Genomic DNA, 23,260 nt, shown 5'->3' with positions numbered 1-23,260 from the left:
CGGCTTCAGAAGGTTATGACGCGCTTGCAGAGAGGAGAAACAACGCTGCGAGAAGGATCGTAAAAAGGGGCGGAGAAAAGCCCGACCGGAGCGCCGGCCGGGTGAGCGGGAACTATTTAAAACGCATCGACAGGTCGAGCGCGCGTACGTGCTTGGTCAGCGCTCCGACGGAGATATAGTCAACGCCTGTCTGGGCGAACTCACGGATTGTTTCATGCGTGACGTTGCCAGAGACCTCCAGGCGAGCCTGGCCCTGGGTACGTTTCACGGCTTCACGCATCTGATCGGTCGTGAAGTTATCCAGCATGATGATATCGGCCCCGGCTTTCAGCGCCTCTTCCAGTTCATCCAGGCTTTCTACCTCCACTTCTACCGGCACATCCGGATGCAGCCAGAAGGCTTTCTCTACCGCCTGGCGTACGGAGCCAGAGGCGATAATGTGGTTTTCTTTAATCAGAAACGCATCGGATAACCCTAAGCGATGGTTCGCTCCACCACCGCAGATGACGGCGTATTTCAGCGCCGTGCGCAGGCCTGGTAGAGTTTTACGGGTGTCCAGTAGCTGAGTATGCGTACCTTCCAGTAAGGCCACGTAACGGTGTACTTCGCTGGCCACGCCTGACAGGGTTTGCACAAAATTGAGTGCGGTGCGTTCACCCGTCAGCAATACGCGGGAAGGGCCATTGAGTTCAAACAGCGGCTGATTTTCGGTCACGCTATCGCCATCCGCAACATGCCAGGTGACATGCACCTCATCTCTCGCCAGCTGGGTAAAGACCTCTTCTACCCAGCGTTTACCACAGAAGATCCCCGCTTCACGGGTGATCACCACCGCGTGAGAGTGCGCTTCTTTTGGCAAAAGCAGAGCAGTGATGTCGTTGTCGGCGTTAACATCGCCTCCCAGATCTTCGCGCAGGGCGTGCGCGACACTTGCCGGTATATCCAGATTAATACGTTCCAGAAGTGCGTCACGTCTCTGGTCGGGGTTGTAGCGGCGAGGCGGCATGATAAAACTCCAAATTGGTAACGAATCATAAGATTGAAACATGCTACTCTGAACCGGGTATCAGCACCATAAATAAGGAGAGCCCGCATGCAGTTGGAACATGGATGGCTGGTGGATGCACGGCGTGTGCCCTCGCCACACCACGATTGCCGCCCTGAAGAGGTCACCCCCTCGCTGCTGGTGGTGCATAACATCAGTCTGCCACCGGGGGAGTTCGGGGGCCCATGGATTGACGCGCTCTTTACCGGAACGATAGATCCCAACGCGCACCCCTTCTTTGCGGAAATCGCGCATTTGCGGGTTTCTGCCCACTGCCTGATTCGCCGTGATGGCGAAATCGTCCAGTATGTTCCTTTTGACAAGCGAGCCTGGCATGCGGGCGTATCGACTTATCAAGGGCGAGAACGCTGTAATGATTTCTCCATCGGAATAGAGCTGGAAGGCACAGATGTGCTGCCCTATACCGATGCGCAATATCATGCGCTGGTTGCGATAACCCGCCTGCTGATCGCGTGCTATCCGGAAATGGCTAACCACATTACCGGGCATAGTGATATCGCACCGGTGAGAAAAACCGATCCCGGCCCGGCCTTTGACTGGAGCCGATTCCACGCCATGCTTAACGCTTCGTCAGACAAGGAGATGACATGACGTTGTTCACCATACTGCTGGTTATGATCGCTGAGCGCTTATTTAAGCTGGGCGAACACTGGCAACTGGATCACCGGTCGGAGATCTTTTTCCGTCGGATTAAACATTTCTCGTTACTGCGTACGTTAATAATGACCGCCGGCGTCATGTTGGTGGTCTTCTTGCTGTTACGCGCCTTACACGGCCTCTTTTTTAACGTCCCTTTGCTGGTGGTCTGGATTTTGCTCGGCGTGCTCTGTATTGGTGCCGGGAAAGTGCGTTTGCACTACCACGCTTACCTGAAAGCGGCTGCGCGCAACGACAGCCACGCCCGGGGTGCCATGGCCAGCGAGTTAACTCTTATTCACGGTGTGCCGCCTGACTGCGACGAGCGGGAGTTTCTGCGCGAGCTGCAAAATGCCTTGCTGTGGATTAACTACCGTTTCTATCTGGCGCCGCTGTTCTGGTTTGTGGTTGGCGGCCCGTGGGGACCGGTGCTGCTGATGGGCTATGCGTTTTTACGCGCCTGGCAGAGCTGGCTGGCGCGCTACCTGACACCACACGAACGACTGCAATCAGGCATTGATGCCATTCTGCATGTGCTGGACTGGCTGCCGGTGCGCCTGGTCGGTGTAGTCTATGCCTTGATTGGTCATGGCGAAAAAGCGTTACCTGCCTGGTTTGCGTCGCTCGGGGATCGCCGCACTTCGCAATACCAGGTTCTGACCCGTCTGGCGCAGTTCTCGCTGGCGCGCGAGCCGCATACCGACAAAATCGCCACGCCAAAAGCTGCCGTGTCGATGGCCAAGAAAACCTCGTTTGTTATCGTGGTGATTGTGGCGCTGCTAACGATTTACGGCACGCTGATCTAAACCCGCGTGCCGTAACTGTTACTCGCTATCTGCAGGCGGGATGCCGAAATCTGGCATCCCGTTTTCGTTCCAGTGAACTAACTTCAGGCGGGTATGGCGGTTGGGATCGTAAAGCGGGTCGCCTTCTATCTCGGTATAGTTGCGCGCATGATAGACCAGCACATCTTCCCCATCAGCCGTCTGCGTGAAGCTATTATGCCCCGGGCCGTACTGACGGTTTTCATAGCTGGTGGTGAAGATCGGCTGCGGCGATTTGTGCCAGTTCGCCGGATTACGCGGGTCGGCATCTTTCTCGATCCACAGCAGGCCCATACAGTAATTTTCATCGGTCGCGCTGGCGGAGTAACTGATAAACAGACGATTACCATGGCTTAAGATAGCCGGCCCTTCGTTCACCAAAAAGCCCCGGCACTCCCAGTCGAATTCCGGTTTGCTTAGCAGAACGGGTTCGCCTTTCAGCGTCCAGGGATTCTCCATTTCGCACAGATATAGATTGGAGTTCCCGGCAATATCCGGCGCTTTCTGCGCCCATAAATACCAGCGTTTGCCCTGATGAATAAAGGTGGTGGCATCCAGGGCAAACGTATCGTACTGCGTCTTAATCTGCCCTTTCTCCACCCACGTACCGGTGAGCGGATCGCTGTCGCTACACTCCAGCGCGTACATTCGATGCTGGAACATCCCGAGCTCATCCAGCGCCTGAGTATGGGCGGCGGCAAAGTAGATATACCACTTGCCGTCTATCGCATGCAGCTCGGGCGCCCAGATGAGATTACCCATCGGGCCGCTGTCCGGTTTATGCCAGACCACCACCTCTTGCGCATCACGCAGGCCTTCCAGGGTATCGGCGCGGCGAATCGCCAGCCGGTTGTACTCCGGCACCGAGGCGATAAAGTAATACTGTTCCTCATGCCGGAGAATATAGGGATCGGCACGTTGCTCAATAAACGGGTTTGGCCAGTGACGCATTTCGCGCTCCTTATTTAGTCTCTGCGGCTTTCAAATCCTGATAGTCGCTCAGCTCTCGATAGTTGGTACGGCGTTTTTCCAGGTCCGCCTGAATCTGCTTCATGGTTTCACGGTCGACTTTCAGCAGACGAACCACACCTGCGGTAATCAGATACCCTACGCCCGGAATGACCGTAAAGAGCAGGACGATCCCGTTGATGGCGTCAGCGCTTTGCGCTTTGGCACCCGCATCGTAGCCATACCAGGAGAGCAGGAAACCGACCATCGCCCCGGCAATCGCCAGACCCAGCTTCAGGAAGAAGATGTTGCCGGAGAAGCTGATACCGGTAATACGTTTGCCGGTTTTCCACTCGCCGTAATCATCCACATCCGCCATCAGCGACCAGTGCAATGGAGACGGGATCTGGTGCAGGATGTTCAGCAGGAAGTAGAGCACGATAATGGTCATCGTAGCTTTAGGGTCGAAGAAGTAGAAGGCGCAAGAGAAAATCGCCAGCACGATATTGGTCCAGAAGAAGACTTTCAGTTTACACCAGCGGTCAGTCAGCACTTTCGCCAGCATGCTGCCGATCATCATGCCCACCACGCCCAGGCTGATAAACAGGGTGGCGAAATGAGTGCTTTCACCCATAACCCAGGTGACGTAATACATGGTGGCGGCCATGCGGATAAAGCCCGGGCAGACGTTGCAGATGGTCAACAGCAGGATGCGCACCCACTGGTCGTTTTTCCATACGTCTTTAAGGTCGTTTTTGAGTTCATCGTTGGTCTGTACCGCAGGGCGTACTCGTTCGCGCACGGTAGAGAAGCTGAACAGGAACATACAGGTACCAATGAGCGCCAGCACCGTCATTGCCATCTGGTAGCCTTTCGCTTTGTTTTCTCCGCCGAACCAGTCAGCCATCGGCAGCAATGTCAGCGACAGCAGTAGCGTGGCAATACCGACCATGACAAAACGGTAAGACTGGCAGGCCACGCGCTCTTTAGGATCATTGGTGATCACGCCCCCGAGGGAGCAGTACGGAATATTGATGGCCGTATAGGTCAGTGACAGCAGGAAATAGGTGACAAACGCATAGATAACTTTGCTGTTATAGCTCCACTCCGGGGTGGTGAACATCAGAATGCTAAACAGCGCGTAAGGGAAGGCAATCCACAACAACCATGGACGAAAACGACCATATTTGCTGCGGGTTCGGTCGGCGATAGCCCCCATAATCGGATCGGTTATTGCATCGATGACGCGCACCGACAGCAGTAATACGCCGACCAGCGCAGGCGCCAGCCCGAAAATATCCGTATAAAAATAGTTAACAAACAACATTATGGCGCCGAAGATGATGTTACATCCCGCGTCACCCATCCCATAGCCGATCTTTTCTTTCACTGAAAGTTTATTGTTATCCATCGACATTTCTCCGCGTTACGATATGGAGAGAATTATTTGCTGCCAAAGCAATTTATGCGTTGCAGTATAAAGGCGCTGATATGGAAGAATGTGCTATGGATGAGAAAGTGTGAGGAAGGTAACAGGCTCTGTGCCCGCAGAGGGGCACAGAGAGAGGCAGGATTACTGTACTTTTACCGTTTTGGCGTTCTTCTGCTTAAACAGGTAGCCCACGCCGAGGATCACGATCCAGACCGGGATGAGATACACAGAGATAGCCATACCCGGCGTCATCAGCATAATCACCAGCACCGCTGCCATAAACAGCAGACAGACATAGTTACCCAGCGGATAGAGCAGGGCAGGGAAGCGCGTTTTGACGCCCTGCTGCTGCTTGGCTCGGCGGAACTTGATGTGCGCCAGGCTGATCATGGCCCAGTTGATGACCAGGGCAGAAACCACCAGCGCCATCAGCAGGCCAAAGGCCGACTCCGGTGCCAGGTAGTTGATCAGCACGCACAATGCAGTGACCACGGCTGAAACAATAATGGTGTTCACCGGTACGCCACGCTTGTCGACGTTAAGCAACGCTTTCGGGGCATTGCCCTGCTGGGCGAGGCCAAACAGCATACGGCTGTTGCAGTAAACGCAGCTGTTGTAAACGGAGAGCGCAGCGGTCAAGACAACAACGTTCAGCGCGTTTGCCACAAAGGTGTCACCCAGCTCGTGGAAGATCAGTACGAACGGGCTGGTGTCAGCGGTAACGCGCGTCCACGGCAGCAGCGAGAGCAGCACGGCCAGTGAACCCACATAGAAGATCAGAATACGGTAGATAACCTGATTGGTTGCTTTCGGGATGCTCTGCTCCGGGTTGTCGGCTTCGGCGGCGGTAATGCCCACCAGTTCCAGACCGCCGAAGGAGAACATAATTATCGCCATCATCATCACCAGACCGGTCATGCCGTGCGGCAGGAACCCGCCCTGCTCCCAGAGGTTACGCACGGTGGCTTGTGGACCACCGTTACCGCTGAACAGGAGCCAGCCGCCGAACAGGATCATGGCGACGACGGCAATGACTTTAATAATGGCAAACCAGAACTCCATCTCACCAAACACTTTTACGTTGGTCAGGTTGATGGCGTTAATAATGACAAAGAAGGCTGCAGCGGAAATCCAGGTCGGGACTTCCGGGTACCAGAACTGAATGTATTTACCCACCGCGGTCAGCTCAGCCATCGCCACCAGGACGTACAGCACCCAGTAGTTCCAGCCAGATGCAAACCCGGCGAAGCTTCCCCAGTATTTATAGGCGAAGTGGCTGAATGAACCCGCTACAGGCTCCTCCACGACCATTTCCCCCAGCTGGCGCATAATCAGAAATGCAATAAAGCCGGCAATGGCATAACCCAGAATAATGCCAGGACCCGCAGACTGAATAACGGACGCGCTGCCCAGGAACAGACCCGTGCCAATAGCGCCGCCCAGCGCGATAAGCTGAATATGGCGGTTTTTAAGGCCGCGCTTTAGCTGATCGCCGTGCTGTTGACCTTCCATCATGAAACCTCGTGTGTGTTTGTTATGTTCACGCTCAGGCGTGTGTAATTATGAAATTCCATTTCATGTATTTATTTCTTTACGGTGGAATTAGCCTAAAATACAGGCCATGACTTCCGTTAACGCCAGAATAGTGTTAAGCGCCCGCGAATGCACCTGCTTTATGAAAGGAAGATGACGAGTTGAATAAAAAGAAACCAGTTGTTAATCGACTCGTTTAACCCCTTTTATCTGTGTATAGAATAAAAATGCTCTCTAAGTGGCGCATATTTCATAATTTGGCGAGGTGAATCGGTTCAGATTGAGTATTTTGCGTTTCATTAAAGTTAAAACTGCCTCTTTATGGGTAATAATTTCATTTGGGCAAAGTTACATTTCTGAAACGTTATTTCTGTAAGGTTGTTAAAATGTGCCGGGTTTAATGATTTCAATCAAAACCAATATGGACACAAGGTGAATACTTTGTTACTTTAGCGATACGAACATGAAATTGGTAAGACCAATTTACTCCGGGCAAAAGGCGTAAGACAGGGAATATGGCCTACAGCAAAATTCGCCAACCTAAACTTTCTGATGTGATAGAGCAGCAGCTGGAGTTTTTAATCCTCGAGGGGACACTGCGCCCCGGCGAAAAACTCCCGCCTGAACGCGAGCTGGCAAAACAGTTCGACGTTTCCCGCCCCTCGCTGCGTGAGGCGATCCAACGTCTCGAAGCCAAGGGCCTGCTGCTTCGTCGCCAGGGCGGCGGAACTTTTGTGCAAAACAGCCTGTGGCAGAGCTTCAGCGATCCGCTGGTAGAACTTCTCTCTGACCACCCAGAATCCCAGTTTGACTTGCTTGAGACCCGTCACGCGCTTGAAGGCATCGCGGCTTATTACGCGGCCCTGCGCAGCAATGATGCCGATCGCGACCGTATTCGCGAACTGCATCAAGCCATTGAACGGGCACAGCAGTCCGGCGATTTAGACGCCGAGTCCGATGCCGTTGTCCAGTATCAAATCGCTGTTACCGAAGCAGCCCACAATGTTGTGCTCCTCCATCTGCTACGCTGCATGGAGCCGATGCTGGCCCAGAACGTTCGTCAGAATTTTGAATTGTTGTATGCCCGTCGGGAAATGCTCCCACTGGTAAGCAACCATCGCACCCGAGTATTCGAGGCGATAATGGCCGGGGAGCCGGAGCAGGCGCGTGAAGCGTCGCACCGTCACCTGGCTTTCATTGAGGAAATCTTGCTGGACCGCAGCCGTGAACAGTCGCGTCGCGAACGTTCATTACGCCGCATACAGCAACGAAAGGATTAAGCGCCAGTTTTTTAGAGCGCGGCAACTAAACGCAGAACCTGTCTTATTGTGTTTTCTGGCGAAAATACAATGGGACAGGTTCCAGACAAATCAACGTATTAGATAGATAAGGAATACCCCCATGTCAGAACGTCTCCAAAATGACGTGGATCCGATCGAAACTCGCGACTGGCTACAGGCGATCGAATCGGTCATCCGTGAAGAAGGTGTTGAGCGTGCTCAGTATCTGATTGATCAGCTGCTTTCTGAAGCTCGCAAAGGCGGCGTGAAAGTGGCTGCAGGTGCAGGGGCTAACAACTACGTAAACACGATTGCCGTCGAAGACGAACCGGAATACCCGGGCAATCTGGATCTGGAACGTCGTATCCGTTCTGCAATCCGCTGGAACGCCATCATGACCGTTCTGCGCGCATCCAAGAAAGACCTGGAACTGGGTGGCCATATGGCATCCTTCCAGTCTTCTGCCACCGTTTATGAAGTGTGCTTTAACCACTTCTTCCGTGCGGCCAACGAGAAAGACGGCGGCGACCTGGTGTACTTCCAGGGCCACATCTCTCCGGGCATCTATGCACGTGCCTTCCTGGAAGGTCGTCTGACTGAAGAGCAGATGAACAACTTCCGTCAGGAAGTTCACGGTAAAGGTCTGTCTTCTTACCCACACCCTAAACTGATGCCTGAATTCTGGCAGTTCCCGACCGTATCCATGGGTCTGGGTCCAATCGGTGCGATCTATCAGGCTAAATTCCTGAAGTATCTGGAACACCGTGGTCTGAAAGACACCTCTGAGCAAACCGTTTACGCCTTCCTGGGCGACGGCGAGATGGATGAGCCAGAATCTAAAGGTGCGATTACCATCGCAACCCGTGAGAAGCTGGACAACCTGTGCTTCATCATCAACTGTAACCTGCAGCGTCTGGATGGTCCGGTAACCGGCAACGGCAAGATCATCAACGAACTGGAAGGCATCTTCGCAGGTGCTGGCTGGAACGTGATTAAAGTCATGTGGGGCGGTCGTTGGGATGAGCTGCTGCGTAAAGACACCAGCGGTAAACTGATCCAGCTGATGAACGAAACCGTTGACGGCGACTACCAGACCTTCAAATCCAAAGACGGTGCCTACGTGCGTGAGCACTTCTTCGGCAAATACCCTGAAACCGCCGCACTGGTTGCAGACTGGACTGATGAGCAGATCTGGGCGCTGAACCGTGGTGGTCACGATCCGAAGAAAGTCTACGCTGCACTGAAAAAAGCGCAGGAAACCAAAGGTAAAGCGACCGTCATCCTGGCCCACACCGTTAAAGGCTACGGCATGGGTGATACCGCTGAAGGTAAAAACATCGCTCACCAGGTTAAGAAAATGAACATGGACGGCGTGCGTTATATCCGCGACCGTTTCAACGTTCCAGTGACCGATGAGCAGGTTGAAAACCTCTCTTACATCACCTTCCCGGAAGGTTCTGAAGAGCACAAGTACCTGCACGAACGTCGTCAGGCGCTGAAAGGCTACCTGCCTGCTCGTCAGCCTAACTTCACCGAGAAACTCGAACTGCCTGCGCTGGAAGACTTCTCTCAGCTGCTGGAAGAGCAGAACAAAGAGATCTCTACCACCATCGCTTTCGTGCGTGCCCTGAACGTGATGCTGAAGAACAAGTCGATCAAAGATCGTCTGGTTCCAATCATCGCCGACGAAGCGCGTACTTTCGGTATGGAAGGTCTGTTCCGTCAGATCGGTATCTACAGCCCGAACGGCCAGCAGTACACCCCGCAGGACCGTGAGCAGGTTGCATACTACAAAGAAGACGAGAAAGGCCAGATCCTGCAGGAAGGTATCAACGAGCTGGGTGCAGGCGCGTCCTGGCTGGCTGCTGCGACCTCTTATAGCACCAACAACCTGCCGATGATCCCGTTCTACATCTACTACTCCATGTTCGGTTTCCAGCGTATCGGTGACCTGTGCTGGCAGGCTGGCGACCAACAGGCTCGCGGCTTCCTGGTCGGTGGTACTTCCGGTCGTACGACTCTGAACGGTGAAGGTCTGCAGCACGAAGATGGTCACAGCCACATTCAGTCTCTGACTATCCCTAACTGTATCTCTTACGACCCGTCTTACGCGTACGAAGTGGCGGTCATCATGCACGACGGTCTGACCCGTATGTACGGTGAAGCGCAAGAGAACATTTACTACTACATCACCACGCTGAACGAAAACTACCACATGCCGGCTATGCCGGAAGGTGCCGAGGAAGGTATCCGTAAAGGTATCTACAAACTCGAAACCCTCGAAGGTAGCAAAGGTAAAGTTCAGCTGCTGGGCTCCGGTTCTATCCTGCGTCACGTTCGTGAAGCGGCTCAGATCCTGGCGAAAGACTACGGTGTGGGTTCCGATGTCTACAGCGTGACCTCCTTCACTGAACTGGCGCGTGATGGCCAGGATTGTGAACGCTGGAACATGCTGCACCCAATGGAAACTCCGCGCGTTCCGTACATCGCTCAGGTGATGAACGATGCACCAGCGGTGGCATCTACTGACTATATGAAACTGTTCGCTGAGCAGGTTCGTACTTACGTACCAGCGGATGATTATCGCGTTCTGGGTACTGACGGCTTCGGTCGTTCTGACAGCCGCGAAAACCTGCGTCACCACTTCGAAGTTGATGCTTCTTACGTGGTTGTAGCAGCCCTGGGCGAACTGGCTAAACGTGGCGAAATCGATAAGAAAGTGGTTGCGGATGCAATTACCAAATTCAACATCGATGCAGAAAAAGTTAACCCGCGTCTGGCGTAAGAGGTAAAAGAATAATGGCTATCGAAATCAATGTACCGGACATCGGGGCTGATGAAGTTGAAATCACCGAGATCCTGGTCAAAGTAGGCGACAAAGTTGAAGCTGAACAGTCGCTGATCACCGTAGAGGGTGACAAAGCCTCTATGGAAGTCCCGTCTCCTCAGGCTGGCATCGTTAAAGAGATCAAAGTCTCTGTTGGCGATAAAACCGAGACCGGCAAACTGATCATGATTTTCGATTCCGCCGACGGTGCAGCTGATGCTGCACCTGCTAAGGCAGAAGAGAAGAAAGAAGCCGCTCCGGCTGCAGCACCTGCTGCTGCGGCAGCGAAAGACGTTAACGTGCCTGACATCGGCGGTGACGAAGTTGAAGTCACTGAAATCCTGGTGAAAGTGGGCGACAAAGTTGAAGCTGAACAGTCCCTGATCACCGTAGAAGGCGACAAAGCCTCTATGGAAGTCCCGGCGCCGTTCGCGGGTACCGTTAAAGAGATCAAGATCAACACCGGTGACAAAGTCTCTACCGGCTCCCTGATCATGGTCTTTGAAGTGGCTGGCGCTGAAGGCGCGGCGGCTCCGGCGAAAGCCGAAACGGCTCCGGCACAGGCGGCTGCACCAGCAGCGGCTGGCGGTGCGAAAGACGTTAACGTACCGGACATCGGCGGTGACGAAGTTGAAGTGACCGAAGTGATGGTAAAAGTAGGCGACAAAGTTGCCGCTGAACAGTCACTGATCACCGTTGAAGGCGACAAGGCTTCTATGGAAGTCCCTGCGCCGTTCGCCGGTACCGTTAAAGAGATCAAAATCAGCACCGGCGACAAAGTCTCTACCGGTTCTCTGATCATGGTCTTCGAAGTAGAAGGCGCTGCACCTGCGGCCGCTCCGGCTGCCGCTGCTGCTCCAGCTCCGGCTGCTGCACCGGCTCAGGCTGCTAAACCTGCTGCTGCCCCTGCTGCAAAAGCGGAAGGCAAATCTGAGTTCGCTGAAAACGACGCTTACGTCCACGCAACACCGCTGATTCGTCGCCTGGCGCGCGAGTTCGGTGTGAACCTGGCGAAAGTGAAAGGGACCGGTCGTAAAGGTCGTATCCTGCGTGAAGACGTTCAGACCTACGTGAAAGACGCGGTGAAACGTGCCGAAGCTGCACCGGCTGCAGCCGCTGGCGGCGGTATCCCGGGCATGCTGCCATGGCCAAAAGTGGACTTCAGCAAGTTCGGCGAAATCGAAGAAGTGGAACTGGGCCGTATCCAGAAAATTTCTGGTGCTAACCTGAGCCGTAACTGGGTGATGATCCCGCACGTTACGCACTTCGATAAGACCGATATCACCGATCTGGAAGCGTTCCGTAAACAGCAGAACGCCGAAGCTGAGAAGCGTAAACTGGACGTGAAATTCACCCCAGTGGTCTTCATCATGAAAGCGGTTGCGGCGGCGCTGGAACAGATGCCACGTTTCAACAGCTCCCTGTCCGAAGACGGCCAGAAGCTGACGCTGAAGAAATACATCAACATCGGTGTTGCGGTTGATACGCCAAATGGTCTGGTTGTTCCGGTCTTCAAAGACGTGAACAAGAAGAGCATTACCGAGCTGTCCCGTGAACTGACCACCATCTCCAAAAAAGCGCGTGATGGTAAGCTGACTGCCGGCGAAATGCAGGGTGGCTGCTTCACTATCTCCAGCATCGGCGGCCTGGGTACTACCCACTTCGCGCCGATTGTGAACGCGCCGGAAGTGGCGATCCTCGGTGTGTCCAAGTCCGCGATGGAGCCGGTGTGGAATGGTAAAGAGTTTGTGCCGCGTCTGATGATGCCAATCTCTCTCTCCTTCGACCACCGCGTGATCGACGGTGCTGATGGTGCGCGTTTCATCACCATCATCAACAACACCCTGAGCGACATTCGCCGCCTGGTGATGTAATCGAAAAGCCGGCCAGTCGGCCGGCTTTTTTCTGGTAACCTCGGCGCGTCAGCAAGGTTACTGCGAAAGCGAGAATTCATGAGCCGTTTGTTGTTTCAAAATTGTTAACAATTTTGTAAAATACGGGCGGATAGAACGACCCGGTGGACGACGGGTATAAATTAAGAGGTCATGATGAGCACAGAAATCAAAACTCAGGTCGTAGTACTTGGGGCAGGCCCGGCAGGTTATTCCGCAGCATTCCGCGCGGCGGATTTAGGTCTGGAAACCGTCATCGTAGAACGTTACAACACCCTCGGCGGTGTTTGTCTGAACGTCGGCTGTATCCCTTCTAAAGCGCTGCTGCACGTAGCGAAAGTTATCGAAGAAGCCAAAGCACTGGCTGAACACGGTATTGTCTTCGGCGAGCCGAAAACTGACATCGACAAAATTCGTACCTGGAAAGAGAAAGTTATCACTCAGCTGACCGGCGGTCTGGCGGGTATGGCCAAAGGCCGTAAAGTGAAAGTGGTAAACGGTCTGGGTAAATTCACCGGCGCGAACACCCTGGAAGTGGAAGGCGAGAACGGTAAAACCGTGATCAACTTCGACAACGCGATCATCGCCGCGGGTTCTCGTCCAATTGAACTGCCGTTCATTCCACATGAAGATCCACGCGTGTGGGACTCTACCGATGCGCTGGAGCTGAAAGAAGTGCCTAAGCGCCTGCTGGTTATGGGTGGCGGTATCATCGGTCTGGAAATGGGTACTGTGTACCACGCGCTGGGTTCAGAGATTGACGTGGTTGAAATGTTCGACCAGGTTATTCCGGCTGCAGATAAAGACATCGTTAAAGTCTTCACCAAACGCATCAGCAAGAAGTTCAACCTGATGCTGGAAACCAAAGTGACTGCCGTTGAAGCGAAAGAAGACGGTATTTACGTTTCCATGGAAGGCAAAAAAGCCCCTGCTGAACCACAGCGTTACGACGCCGTGCTGGTGGCAATCGGCCGTGTGCCGAACGGTAAAAACCTCGACGCGGGCAAAGCTGGCGTGGAAGTGGACGACCGTGGCTTCATCCGCGTTGACAAGCAGCTGCGTACCAACGTGCCGCACATCTTTGCTATCGGCGACATCGTCGGTCAGCCAATGCTGGCGCACAAAGGTGTTCACGAAGGTCACGTTGCCGCGGAAGTTATCGCTGGCATGAAGCACTACTTCGATCCAAAAGTGATCCCATCTATCGCCTACACTGAGCCAGAAGTTGCCTGGGTCGGTCTGACTGAGAAAGAAGCGAAAGAGAAAGGCATCAGCTACGAAACCGCCACCTTCCCGTGGGCTGCTTCTGGCCGTGCTATCGCTTCCGACTGCGCAGACGGTATGACCAAGCTGATCTTCGACAAAGAATCTCACCGTGTGATCGGTGGTGCGATTGTCGGCACCAACGGCGGCGAGCTGCTGGGCGAAATCGGCCTGGCGATCGAAATGGGCTGTGACGCTGAAGACATCGCGCTGACCATCCACGCTCACCCAACTCTGCACGAGTCCGTGGGCCTGGCGGCAGAAGTGTTTGAAGGTAGCATCACCGACCTGCCAAACGCTAAAGCGAAGAAGAAGTAAGTTCTTCCTGAATGCGAAACGCCTCCTCCGGAGGCGTTTTTTTTTGCCTTTAGTCCGGGGCGACAGGCTGCCAGGTTTTATCCGGGCGATAGGCGGTCAATGCCTGCGCTTTCTGGGCTGAATCAGGGCCTAAATTAGTTTGATACACCCTATCATCCTGATTAATCACGAAGCTCATCACCCCTGTCTGACCGTATTCAACCGGCCAGGCTATCATGGCAAAGCCTTTTCCCTCCGGCAAAATGCGGAACCGATATCCATGATAGCCCGCACCGGATGTAGTTGGGCTAAATGTCGGGCCGAGCGGGCTGGGCGCTTCTCCGGGGGCGGCGGGCCAGTAGAGGCCATCCTGCTTCCCCTCTGTGCTGACAATTTTGTCGGCGTAACGTTGAGTGACTGCAAAATAGCGTTGCTGGGCATCTACGTAGGCGTGCAGCGCATCTATCGCGGCCAGTTCATTGCGGCCAATCTCGCGGGTCAGGATCGCTTCTGCCGCCTCTTTGATGTCAAATTGCCAGCCAGAAGCGGTTCTCATCACGGGTATCGGTAATTGCCAGTCGTGGCTCCCCACCATCAGGTGTGCGGTATCGCCGTTGACCACCGTGTTATGACGGACTTTCCAGTCGCGCATGAAGCGATCGACAGCCCCGGGATCGACCCCTTCCGGCGGTAAGATATCGCGCCAGTTTCCCCCCAGCAGGCTACTCATCGCGCTTTCATTTTGCTCACTGATGGCCGTTGCCAGCGCATCGGTCGCTTGCTCTGGCGTGCTGAAAGATTGCTGCGCCAGCGCGGCGGTCGAAAGCAGGCATATCGCCATTCCGCAGAGTAATTTATTTTTCATGTCGGCTCCCTTAACGGTGACGGAATTCACGATGTTCAGCATGTCCGGCTGGCATTTGGCGGGGTTGATGTTGGTGAGTCGCCAGTTGTCGGCTCTGCGCACCGCGCTGCTGCTGGGCCTGCCAGTTAGCGGAGCGGCTGTCGTTACCGCTCAGCGCATTGGCGCGGTTCTGGTTGATGCGCTGCTGAACATCACGTTGCTGCCCGGAGTGTGAAACCCGATTTTCGGGGCTGCGTGCCAGGGGCTCGCGGCGCGCATGTTGCGCCGTTTGATGACCGCTGTCGTAGCCCCGGTAGTTGTTGCGCCGGGAGATCTGTCTGAGCTGTTCCGTAGACGTCTGGCGCTGCGCGTCCCGGGTGGCAGGTCGCACGGTCTGCGCGAAGGTTTTGCCCGTCGATTTCTCCATCTGGTTCAGGGCTGCCTGACGCTGACTCTCCCTGTTGACCGGTTTTTGCTTTGTCGAACTCAGCCCGGCAGCCGCGTGGGTGGAGTGAAAACGATCGCTGAGCTGGCTGGTAGGATAGGGTACCCCCTCCCGATAGGCCGGATTATGTTGCCAGCGACGGCTGGTGTCCGACAGGTGCTGCCCGCTGATTTTGTTGAAATTATTAACGTTGATATTGATGTTGTTATCACCGTTGCGGTTATAGCCGCCGTGATGATCCCAGTCATCATCGTGATGATGGTGATCCCAGTCGTCATCCCAGTCGATATTGCTGAAGAGGGCATAGGTGGTCGCCACGCCCAGGCTGAAGCCTAAACCTTTCACCAGGCTGTTAGTGAACTGCTCGCCGGGGGTAGGGGGTAAATAGACCGGCGGATAAGCGCTGTTGGGCCAGGTGCCATACAGGGTGTTGGGATTATAGGTTGGAACATACACGACCTGCGGGTCGGCCGATTCAATCTTAATCACCGTTGGGCTTGGGGTGGGCGTGGCTGTCTGGCTGGCGGCCGTTGTCGCCGGGGCCGATTTTATCACTGTGGTGACTTTTTGCTGTGGTGTCGATTGTAATGCTCCGGCCTGTTGCGCCAGTAAACGCAGGCGTTGCACTGAGTCCATCACCTCTTTCGGTTGTGCAAGAAACGCATCGCCCAGGTTTTGTACCCAGGGCGGGTTTTCACCCATCAGGGGCATGAGCTGTGGAAATGCCACCAGCGATTTTACTGACGGGTCCCACGGTTGCGCAGCAACGGCCCGAATAGCTGCATCGCCCTGCATTCTGGGATTGTCTTTTGACCATTGCGCCGCCTGCAGGACATTGGTCGGATAGGTCGAGGCCATCAAAATTTGCGACAGCAGGGCATCCGGGTAGAGCGCGATGGGGGCAACCCACTGATCGATCTGCGCGGCTGTGAAGGCTGGCGTAACGACGGGATCGGTGACAGGGGCCGCAGGTTGTGCCGCTGTGGGTTGTGCTGCTGGTGGGGTTGTGCGGCTGTTAACAAACATCGCGCCTGAGACGGCGAACAGCCCGGCACTGCACAGAAGGACAAGCAGAGGGGGCTTAAAGGACATCTTCATAATATGACTCCAACGAAACCAGCGCTGTGTCGCGCGGCGTTACGGTTGGCGCGAGTATTATTCACCCGCCTTTTTACTTTTTGACTTTTATTGGTAATGGCCCGGTACATCCGGATAAAGAGTGTGAGTATTTATTACGCATTGATAATGAATGGCAGGGTCACAGGGAAAATCAGATGGCCGCTCTGGCGAGCGGCCAACAGCTCGTTGCCGAGGTTAACAACAAACAGCACCGTGATGTCGGATATGCTCCAGCCACCGTGCAGTGCGGTAAGCAGTAAACCGGTCACAACGATCAGCGCATAAATTCGCATCTCCATTGCGTGCGTTCCCATTCAGGCTACGCGGGTTCATTCTTCACCGGGAAAGGCAGAACCATGCAAATTGGGGTTTTGCCACGTAGAGGAAGGAACTGCTCCCGGGCCCGGTGACTGATTGCTACACCAGCGAAGCAGGCCGTGGAAAAGCGTAGTGGATTTAAAGGATGTGAAGAAGAGAAAAACAGCGTTTACATAGGGTTTCATCGAAAACGGGAAGGCGCCGCGCAGAATAAAAAAATCACCTTGCAAGTCGATATGAAGGGGAGCAATATTCTCTGCGTTGGGGTTTTGCCACAAATCTGCCAGCCCGGTGTGCTACCACCCTAAGGCAACAAATTAACCGCTTTAGGCGGTTTTTTTGTGCCCTGAACACGCTCTCTCTCCCTGCTATACCATTCTTAACGATTCAGCAGAGTATTTAATGTTGCTTTTTTGTAAACAGATTAACACTGTGCAGAAATCCTGCTATGCTGCCCGACGCGGTATCGGGCATTTACCCTACAAACTGCTGTCTCACAGGAGCGTGAAGAGAACGCCGGCCGCATATGACAATGAGAGCGAGGAGAACCGTCGTGCTAGAAGAATACCGTAAGCACGTAGCAGAACGTGCCGCCGAGGGAATTGTACCCAAACCTTTAGATGCAACCCAAATGGCCGCGCTCGTCGAGCTGCTGAAGAATCCGCCTAAGGGCGAAGAAGAATTCCTGTTAGATCTGTTGATCAACCGTGTACCGCCTGGCGTAGATGAAGCTGCCTATGTCAAAGCCGGATTCCTTGCCGCCATTGCTAAAGGCGATGCGACCTCCCCCCTGGTTACTCCTGAAAAAGCGATTGAACTGCTCGGCACCATGCAGGGCGGCTATAACATTCATCCGCTGATTGATGCGCTGGATAACGACAAGCTGGCACCGATTGCCGCGAAAGCGCTCTCTTCAACGCTGCTGATGTTCGATAACTTCTACGATGTAGAAGAGAAAGCGAAAGCGGGCAACGTCTACGCGAAGCAGGTGATGCAGTCCTGGGCCGATGCCGAATGGTTCCTGAACCGTCCTGCGCTGGCTGAAAAAATCACCGTTACCGTCTTCAAAGTGACCGGTGAAACTAACACCGATGACCTCTCTCCGGCACCGGATGCGTGGTCTCGCCCGGATATTCCTCTGCACGCCCTGGCGATGCTGAAAAACGCCCGTGAAGGTATCGAGCCGGATCAGCCTGGCAGCGTGGGCCCGATCAAGCAGATCGAAGCCCTGCAGCAGAAAGGTTTCCCGCTGGCCTACGTTGGTGACGTTGTGGGTACCGGTTCTTCCCGTAAATCGGCAACCAACTCCGTGCTGTGGTTCATGGGCGATGATATCCCTCATGTGCCGAACAAACGCGGCGGCGGTCTGTGCCTCGGTGGCAAAATTGCCCCTATCTTCTTTAACACCATGGAAGATGCGGGTGCGCTGCCGATCGAAGTGGATGTCTCTAACCTGAACATGGGCGACGTGATTGACGTTTACCCGTTCAAAGGCGAAGTGCGTAACCACGAAACCAACGAACTGCTGGCCAGCTTCGCGCTGAAAACCGACGTGCTGATTGACGAAGTCCGCGCCGGTGGCCGTATTCCGCTGATCATTGGCCGTGGCCTGACCACCAAAGCGCGTGAAGCGCTCGGTCTGCCGCACAGCGATGTGTTCCGTCAGGCGAAAGACGTGGCTGAAAGCAGCCGTGGTTTCTCTCTGGCGCAGAAAATGGTTGGCCGCGCGTGCGGCGTCGCGGGCGTCCGTCCGGGCGCGTACTGCGAACCGAAGATGACCTCTGTCGGTTCTCAGGATACCACCGGCCCAATGACCCGTGACGAACTGAAAGACCTGGCGTGCCTGGGCTTCTCTTCCGATCTGGTGATGCAGTCCTTCTGCCACACGGCGGCCTATCCGAAGCCGGTTGATGTGACCACGCACCACACGCTGCCAGACTTCATCATGAACCGTGGCGGCGTCTCTCTGCGTCCGGGCGATGGCGTTATCCACTCCTGGCTGAACCGCATGCTGTTGCCAGATACCGTGGGTACCGGCGGTGACTCCCACACCCGTTTCCCAATCGGGATCTCCTTCCCGGCGGGCTCCGGTCTGGTGGCCTTCGCCGCTGCGACCGGCGTTATGCCACTGGATATGCCGGAGTCCGTGCTCGTGCGCTTCAAAGGCAAAATGCAGCCGGGTATCACTCTGCGCGACCTGGTTCACGCCATCCCGCTGTACGCTATCAAACAGGGCCTGCTGACCGTTGAGAAGAAGGGCAAGAAAAACATCTTCTCTGGCCGTATCCTGGAGATCGAAGGTCTGCCGGATCTGAAAGTGGAGCAGGCGTTCGAACTGACCGATGCCTCCGCTGAGCGTTCTGCTGCAGGCTGTACCATCAAGCTGAACCAGGCGCCGATTGAAGAGTATCTGACCTCCAACATCGTCCTGCTGAAGTGGATGATTGCCGAAGGTTATGGCGATCGTCGTACCCTGGAGCGTCGTATTCAGGGCATGGAAAAATGGCTGGCAGATCCGCAGCTGCTGGAAGCTGACGCTGATGCAGAATACGCGGCCGTGATCGACATCGATCTGGCTGACATCAAAGAGCCGATCCTCTGTGCACCGAACGATCCGGACGATGCGCGTCCACTCTCTGCAGTGCAGGGTGAGAAGATCGACGAGGTGTTCATCGGCTCGTGCATGACCAACATCGGCCACTTCCGTGCTGCCGGTAAGCTGCTGGATACTCATAAAGGCCAGCTGCCAACCCGCCTGTGGGTGGCACCGCCAACCCGTATGGACGCGGCTCAGCTGACCGAAGAGGGCTACTACAGCGTGTTTGGTAAGAGCGGTGCGCGTATCGAAATCCCTGGCTGCTCCCTGTGCATGGGTAACCAGGCGCGCGTGGCGGACGGTGCGACGGTGGTCTCCACCTCTACCCGTAACTTCCCGAACCGTTTAGGTACCGGTGCAAACGTCTTCCTGGCCTCCGCGGAGCTGGCGGCGGTTGCGGCGCTGATTGGCAAGCTGCCAACGCCGGAAGAGTACCAGACCTTTGTGGCTCAGGTTGATAAGACGGCTGTTGATACCTATCGCTATCTGAACTTCGATCAGCTCTCTCAGTACACCGAGAAAGCGGACGGGGTTATCTTCCAGACGGCAGTATAAAATATTAAAGGGGGGCATGTTGCCCCCCGTTTGCTGGTTAATTTATAACTTACTCATTATTCAATAAGGATAAAATTTTATCCTTGGCGCAATCATACTCTAAATTATCTTCGCGTAATAAAATGTGAACTGCTTTATGACAATTAGGGCAGAGCATAACAAAATCTTCAATTGAAACTGTGTGCGAGTTTTGATAGGTGTGCAACGGTCTTTTATGGTGCGCTTCTATATAATTTTTAGAATATAACTTTATAAATTCTAAATTGCAGATGTCACATATCCAAGGTATTTTACTTTTTAAATCTTTAATTATTTGTGCATTGCGTTCAGCCAGAAGATGTGTGACAAATTTTCTTTCGCCCTCTATATATGTTACATCTTTTTGGGTTGAGGGAGTTGGAATAATATCTTGGTTTTTACTTAACTCGAGGAGATTATGTATTTTCTTTAAAACTACGGATCTTTTATCCATTTTCATTATGGTAAAAAGACCTTCAAAAATCCAATTGCTTGATTTCTCGCTGAAGAGAAGAATGGGGTAACCACCTATAGGTTGATTTATAAGAGATTTATTGGCTTTATCATTGTAATTGATAATGCCTTGTTGAGCTTTAAATGAATAGCTAAAAAGAGTTTTTTCATTGTCCTGCCATCCATCTTCTGCATAGCTTCCCTTTCTTGTTTTGATAATTACAGCTTTTAAGTCGAAATTGTTTCCAATCCAGTTGATTCCTTGCTGAGGAGTATTGTTAATCTTCCACTCATCCCCTTCAAAATATTCAGTCTGATTTTGTTTGGAAAATTGTATGAGATCAAAAAGGTTTCTTTTAGAGATGACTGTTTTTGATGTTAGTGCTAATAATTGTGAAGGTTTTTTTAATTCTAGACTCGGTATCATTTTTTTTCCTGAGTAAAGTTAATAAATTCTAAATGATTTTTTCAAGAAAAATTCATTCTTATTTTATTTGCAATTTTCATAGCCGTCAAACTTTTAAGTTATAAAGAAAACTTTGGGTTGTGTTATAATAGTGTGCACTAAATGATAATTTTCAATGATTTGGATTTATTAAAAATGAGTTGTGTACTAAATTGAGGAGGTATTAATTTTTTACAATGATTAAGGAATTTACTAGAAAAATATGTTTAAGTTAAATAGTTGATAGTAATTCGATTAAGAACGGAATATATTTTTCCTTTTTTAATGCCTCCACGCTTTTTTTCTTCCTCTCTGCTGCGATAATTACCCTAATGGCTTTGCAGAGGAAAACACCATGGATTACGAATTTCTGCGCGATATCACCGGTGTGGTGAAAGTGCGCATGTCGATGGGCCACGAAGTGGTCGGGCACTGGTTCAATGAAGAAGTGAAAGAGAACCTTGCCCTGCTGGATGAAGTGGAACAGGCGGCACGCACCGTGAAAGGGAGCGAGCGCTCATGGCAACGCGCCGGGCATGAATATACTCTGTGGATGGACGGCGAAGAGGTGATGGTTCGCGCTAATCAACTGGAGTTTTCCGGCGACGAAATGGAAGAGGGGATGAACTACTACGACGAAGAGAGCCTGTCGCTGTGCGGCGTAGAGGATTTCCTGCAGGTGGTGGCCGCTTACCGCGACTTTATGAAACAGAAATAATGGACCGGAGCATCCCTGCTCCCGGTACCTTTTATACGGCCGGAATATTGCGGCCGTAATAAATCTCGCGCATCTCTTTCCAGAGCAGGTCGGTAATGACCTTACGCTCTTCTTCGCTTAAATCTTCCGGTTTGGTATGGAACATGTAGTGCTTAAGGTCGAAATCCTTTAGCAACATTTTGGTATGGAAGATATTTTCCTGGTAAACGTTCACGTCCACCATGTCGTACAGCGCTTTCATATCTTCGGACATGAAGTTCTGAATCGAGTTTATTTCATGATCGATAAAGTGCTTCATCCCATTGATATCACGCGTAAAACCACGTACGCGATAGTCGACGGTCACAATATCGGATTCAAGTTGATGAATCAGGTAATTCAGCGCTTTTAATGGTGAAATCACCCCGCAGGTCGAGACTTCAATATCGGCGCGGAACGTGCAAAGGCCGCCTTCAGGGTGGCTTTCCGGATAGGTATGTACGCAGATATGGCTTTTATCGAGGTGAGCCACCACCGTTTCAGGTAGCGGACCTGGGTGTTCAGTCTGGTCAATGAGCTTGGGATCGATCGGCTCTTCGCTGACCAGAATGGTCACGCTGGCGCCTTGCGGTTCATAATCCTGGCGTGCAACGTTCAGGATATTGGCGCCGATAATTGAGCAGGTTTCTGACAAGATTTCAGTCAGGCGGTTGGCGTTGTAGAGTTCATCGATATAGGCGATATAACCATCGCGCTCTTCCGCTGTCTTTGCATAGCAGATATCGTAGATACAAAAACTCAGGCTTTTGGTCAGGTTGTTAAAGCCATGCAGTTTAAGCTTTTTCAATTTAGCTCACCCCCTTAGATGTCAGTGCGTCTTTCAGATATTGTGGTAGTGCGAATGCTGCGGTATGAACCGCGGGATTATAGTAGCGGCAGGTCAGATTCGCCTGATGGAAGCGCGCCTGGATAATTTCAGTGGAGAGGTGGCGCAGGGCTTCGTTATCCGTGGCCCAGGCAAACGTCATCACGCCGCCGTAGTAGGTCGGAATCGCCGCCTGGTAGAAGCTCACATCGGCAAAGTAATTGCTCAATTTGCGGTGGCTATCGAGGGCTTCGTCCTGCTGCAGGAAGCAGACGCCATTCTGGGCAACAAAGATGCCGCCAGGTTTCAGGCAGCGCTTGCAGCCCTCATAAAATGCTGAGGTAAACAGGCTCTCACCGGGGCCGATAGGGTCGGTACAGTCGGAGATGATCACGTCAAAGGTTTGCGTGGTCTGATTAACAAAGTTAACCCCATCATCGATGACCAGGCTAAAGCGCGGATCGTCGTAACTGCCCGCGTTGTGGTTGGGTAAATACTGGCGACAGAAGGAGACCACGCCGGCATCAATTTCCACCATGGTGATGCTTTCAATCGACTTATGACGCGAGACCTCTCGCAGCATCGCACCGTCGCCGCCGCCGATGATCAGCACATGTTTGGCGTGGCCGTGAGCCAACAGCGGGACGTGGGTCATCATTTCGTGATAGATGAATTCATCACGTTCGGTGGTTTGTACAACGCCATCCAGCGCCATCACGCGGCCAAAAGCCGTGTTCTCGAAGATAATCAGATCCTGATGATCGGTCTTTTCATGATACAGCACGTTATCAACGGCAAAGTACTGCCCAAAGTGATCGTGCAGCGTTTCATGCCACAGCGCATTTTTGGTCATTGGTGATACCTCCTTTGTTAACACCCGAGAAAACCAGGCGCAACATCATAGCTA

General features: G+C 53.2%; 19 protein-coding genes. 9 read left to right on the top strand and 10 right to left on the bottom strand.

Annotated features, from left to right (window positions below; all coding sequences use genetic code 11):
* Positions 1–112 precede the first annotated feature (112 nt).
* A complete protein-coding gene (gene nadC / locus WFN75_RS12795) occupies positions 113–1,006 on the bottom strand; it encodes a carboxylating nicotinate-nucleotide diphosphorylase (RefSeq protein ID WP_263617161.1) in 894 nt (297 codons plus the stop codon).
* An 87-nt stretch (positions 1,007–1,093) separates the two neighbouring features.
* Here nadC and ampD point away from each other — a divergent pair, with 87 nt between their 5' ends.
* On the top strand, positions 1,094–1,657 hold the full coding sequence (gene ampD, locus WFN75_RS12790; RefSeq protein ID WP_040077146.1) for a 1,6-anhydro-N-acetylmuramyl-L-alanine amidase AmpD: 564 nt from the start codon (positions 1,094–1,096) through the stop codon (positions 1,655–1,657).
* Complete coding sequence (gene ampE / locus WFN75_RS12785) at positions 1,654–2,508, top strand: beta-lactamase regulator AmpE (RefSeq protein ID WP_040077145.1); 855 nt, start codon at positions 1,654–1,656, stop codon at positions 2,506–2,508. The genes ampD and ampE overlap by 4 nt, the downstream gene beginning before the upstream one ends.
* A gap of 18 nt (positions 2,509–2,526) precedes the next feature.
* On the opposite strand, the gene WFN75_RS12780 is transcribed toward ampE, so the two are convergent.
* From WFN75_RS12780 to aroP, 3 genes are all read right to left on the bottom strand, one after another.
* Positions 2,527–3,477 carry a glycoside hydrolase family 43 protein gene (locus WFN75_RS12780; RefSeq protein ID WP_336996280.1) on the bottom strand — a complete coding sequence of 317 codons (951 nt, stop codon included), beginning with the start codon at positions 3,475–3,477 and terminating at the stop codon, positions 2,527–2,529.
* 10 nt (positions 3,478–3,487) lie between these two features.
* Positions 3,488–4,885 carry a glycoside-pentoside-hexuronide (GPH):cation symporter gene (locus WFN75_RS12775; protein WP_046884975.1) on the bottom strand — a complete coding sequence of 466 codons (1,398 nt, stop codon included), beginning with the start codon at positions 4,883–4,885 and terminating at the stop codon, positions 3,488–3,490.
* A 162-nt stretch (positions 4,886–5,047) separates the two neighbouring features.
* Positions 5,048–6,421: an aromatic amino acid transporter AroP gene (gene aroP / locus WFN75_RS12770; protein WP_154298787.1), complete on the bottom strand. Its 1,374-nt coding sequence runs from the start codon at positions 6,419–6,421 to the stop codon at positions 5,048–5,050.
* A 533-nt stretch (positions 6,422–6,954) separates the two neighbouring features.
* On the opposite strand from aroP, the gene pdhR reads away from it, so the two are divergent.
* From pdhR to lpdA, 4 genes are all read left to right on the top strand, one after another.
* Positions 6,955–7,719: a pyruvate dehydrogenase complex transcriptional repressor PdhR gene (gene pdhR, locus WFN75_RS12765; RefSeq protein WP_040077141.1), complete on the top strand. Its 765-nt coding sequence runs from the start codon at positions 6,955–6,957 to the stop codon at positions 7,717–7,719.
* Between the two features lie 121 nt (positions 7,720–7,840).
* Positions 7,841–10,504: a pyruvate dehydrogenase (acetyl-transferring), homodimeric type gene (aceE, locus tag WFN75_RS12760; protein WP_040077140.1), complete on the top strand. Its 2,664-nt coding sequence runs from the start codon at positions 7,841–7,843 to the stop codon at positions 10,502–10,504.
* Positions 10,505–10,518: 14 nt separating this feature from the next.
* A complete protein-coding gene (gene aceF, locus WFN75_RS12755) occupies positions 10,519–12,420 on the top strand; it encodes a pyruvate dehydrogenase complex dihydrolipoyllysine-residue acetyltransferase (protein WP_336996279.1) in 1,902 nt (633 codons plus the stop codon).
* A gap of 174 nt (positions 12,421–12,594) precedes the next feature.
* On the top strand, positions 12,595–14,019 hold the full coding sequence (gene lpdA / locus WFN75_RS12750; RefSeq protein ID WP_046884973.1) for a dihydrolipoyl dehydrogenase: 1,425 nt from the start codon (positions 12,595–12,597) through the stop codon (positions 14,017–14,019).
* 49 nt (positions 14,020–14,068) lie between these two features.
* Here lpdA and WFN75_RS12745 read toward each other — a convergent pair whose 3' ends face one another.
* From WFN75_RS12745 to WFN75_RS12735, 3 genes are all read right to left on the bottom strand, one after another.
* Positions 14,069–14,863: a DUF2950 family protein gene (locus WFN75_RS12745; protein WP_336996278.1), complete on the bottom strand. Its 795-nt coding sequence runs from the start codon at positions 14,861–14,863 to the stop codon at positions 14,069–14,071.
* Between the two features lie 10 nt (positions 14,864–14,873).
* Entirely contained in the window at positions 14,874–16,385 is a 1,512-nt protein-coding gene (locus WFN75_RS12740) for a DUF3300 domain-containing protein (protein WP_336996277.1), read from the bottom strand.
* A 134-nt stretch (positions 16,386–16,519) separates the two neighbouring features.
* The gene (locus WFN75_RS12735; protein WP_336996276.1) at positions 16,520–16,720 is read right to left on the bottom strand and encodes a hypothetical protein; all 201 of its coding nucleotides are present in this window, start codon (positions 16,718–16,720) and stop codon (positions 16,520–16,522) included.
* A gap of 123 nt (positions 16,721–16,843) precedes the next feature.
* Between WFN75_RS12735 and WFN75_RS12730 the strand changes: the two genes are divergently transcribed.
* Both WFN75_RS12730 and acnB read left to right on the top strand, forming a co-directional pair.
* Positions 16,844–17,032 carry a hypothetical protein gene (locus WFN75_RS12730; RefSeq protein ID WP_288820862.1) on the top strand — a complete coding sequence of 63 codons (189 nt, stop codon included), beginning with the start codon at positions 16,844–16,846 and terminating at the stop codon, positions 17,030–17,032.
* A gap of 245 nt (positions 17,033–17,277) precedes the next feature.
* Complete coding sequence (gene acnB / locus WFN75_RS12725; RefSeq protein ID WP_286783704.1) at positions 17,278–19,875, top strand: bifunctional aconitate hydratase 2/2-methylisocitrate dehydratase; 2,598 nt, start codon at positions 17,278–17,280, stop codon at positions 19,873–19,875.
* Between the two features lie 49 nt (positions 19,876–19,924).
* On the opposite strand, the gene WFN75_RS12720 is transcribed toward acnB, so the two are convergent.
* Entirely contained in the window at positions 19,925–20,773 is an 849-nt protein-coding gene (locus tag WFN75_RS12720; RefSeq protein ID WP_336996275.1) for an HNH endonuclease, read from the bottom strand.
* Between the two features lie 373 nt (positions 20,774–21,146).
* Between WFN75_RS12720 and yacL the strand changes: the two genes are divergently transcribed.
* Positions 21,147–21,509 (top strand): protein YacL, encoded by a 363-nt coding sequence (gene yacL / locus WFN75_RS12715; RefSeq protein WP_040077132.1) that lies wholly within the window; start codon positions 21,147–21,149, stop codon positions 21,507–21,509.
* Positions 21,510–21,540: 31 nt separating this feature from the next.
* Here yacL and speD read toward each other — a convergent pair whose 3' ends face one another.
* Together speD and speE are read right to left on the bottom strand one after the other, a co-directional pair.
* The gene (gene speD / locus WFN75_RS12710) at positions 21,541–22,335 is read right to left on the bottom strand and encodes an adenosylmethionine decarboxylase (protein WP_040077131.1); all 795 of its coding nucleotides are present in this window, start codon (positions 22,333–22,335) and stop codon (positions 21,541–21,543) included.
* A gap of 1 nt (position 22,336) precedes the next feature.
* On the bottom strand, positions 22,337–23,206 hold the full coding sequence (speE, locus tag WFN75_RS12705) for a polyamine aminopropyltransferase (RefSeq protein ID WP_212477191.1): 870 nt from the start codon (positions 23,204–23,206) through the stop codon (positions 22,337–22,339).
* Positions 23,207–23,260 lie beyond the last annotated feature (54 nt).

It is taken from the genome of Leclercia sp. UBA7405, from assembly GCF_037152215.1.
In the GTDB taxonomy this organism is placed as follows: domain Bacteria; phylum Pseudomonadota; class Gammaproteobacteria; order Enterobacterales; family Enterobacteriaceae; genus Enterobacter; species Enterobacter pneumoniae.
Note: the sequence above shows the minus strand (reverse complement) of the source record. Positions and strands in the feature narration are given on the sequence as shown.

What these genes read in the sequence shown, in the direction of transcription:
- nadC (WP_263617161.1), bottom strand. Translation starts at nt 1,006, where the DNA reads ATGCCGCCTCGCCGCTACAACCCCGACCAGAGACGTGACGCACTTCTG.
- ampD (WP_040077146.1), top strand. Translation starts at nt 1,094, where the DNA reads ATGCAGTTGGAACATGGATGGCTGGTGGATGCACGGCGTGTGCCCTCG.
- ampE (WP_040077145.1), top strand. Translation starts at nt 1,654, where the DNA reads ATGACGTTGTTCACCATACTGCTGGTTATGATCGCTGAGCGCTTATTT.
- WFN75_RS12780 (WP_336996280.1), bottom strand. Translation starts at nt 3,477, where the DNA reads ATGCGTCACTGGCCAAACCCGTTTATTGAGCAACGTGCCGATCCCTAT.
- WFN75_RS12775 (WP_046884975.1), bottom strand. Translation starts at nt 4,885, where the DNA reads ATGGATAACAATAAACTTTCAGTGAAAGAAAAGATCGGCTATGGGATG.
- aroP (WP_154298787.1), bottom strand. Translation starts at nt 6,421, where the DNA reads ATGATGGAAGGTCAACAGCACGGCGATCAGCTAAAGCGCGGCCTTAAA.
- pdhR (WP_040077141.1), top strand. Translation starts at nt 6,955, where the DNA reads ATGGCCTACAGCAAAATTCGCCAACCTAAACTTTCTGATGTGATAGAG.
- aceE (WP_040077140.1), top strand. Translation starts at nt 7,841, where the DNA reads ATGTCAGAACGTCTCCAAAATGACGTGGATCCGATCGAAACTCGCGAC.
- aceF (WP_336996279.1), top strand. Translation starts at nt 10,519, where the DNA reads ATGGCTATCGAAATCAATGTACCGGACATCGGGGCTGATGAAGTTGAA.
- lpdA (WP_046884973.1), top strand. Translation starts at nt 12,595, where the DNA reads ATGAGCACAGAAATCAAAACTCAGGTCGTAGTACTTGGGGCAGGCCCG.
- WFN75_RS12745 (WP_336996278.1), bottom strand. Translation starts at nt 14,863, where the DNA reads ATGAAAAATAAATTACTCTGCGGAATGGCGATATGCCTGCTTTCGACC.
- WFN75_RS12740 (WP_336996277.1), bottom strand. Translation starts at nt 16,385, where the DNA reads ATGAAGATGTCCTTTAAGCCCCCTCTGCTTGTCCTTCTGTGCAGTGCC.
- WFN75_RS12735 (WP_336996276.1), bottom strand. Translation starts at nt 16,720, where the DNA reads ATGGGAACGCACGCAATGGAGATGCGAATTTATGCGCTGATCGTTGTG.
- WFN75_RS12720 (WP_336996275.1), bottom strand. Translation starts at nt 20,773, where the DNA reads ATGATACCGAGTCTAGAATTAAAAAAACCTTCACAATTATTAGCACTA.
- yacL (WP_040077132.1), top strand. Translation starts at nt 21,147, where the DNA reads ATGGATTACGAATTTCTGCGCGATATCACCGGTGTGGTGAAAGTGCGC.
- speE (WP_212477191.1), bottom strand. Translation starts at nt 23,206, where the DNA reads ATGACCAAAAATGCGCTGTGGCATGAAACGCTGCACGATCACTTTGGG.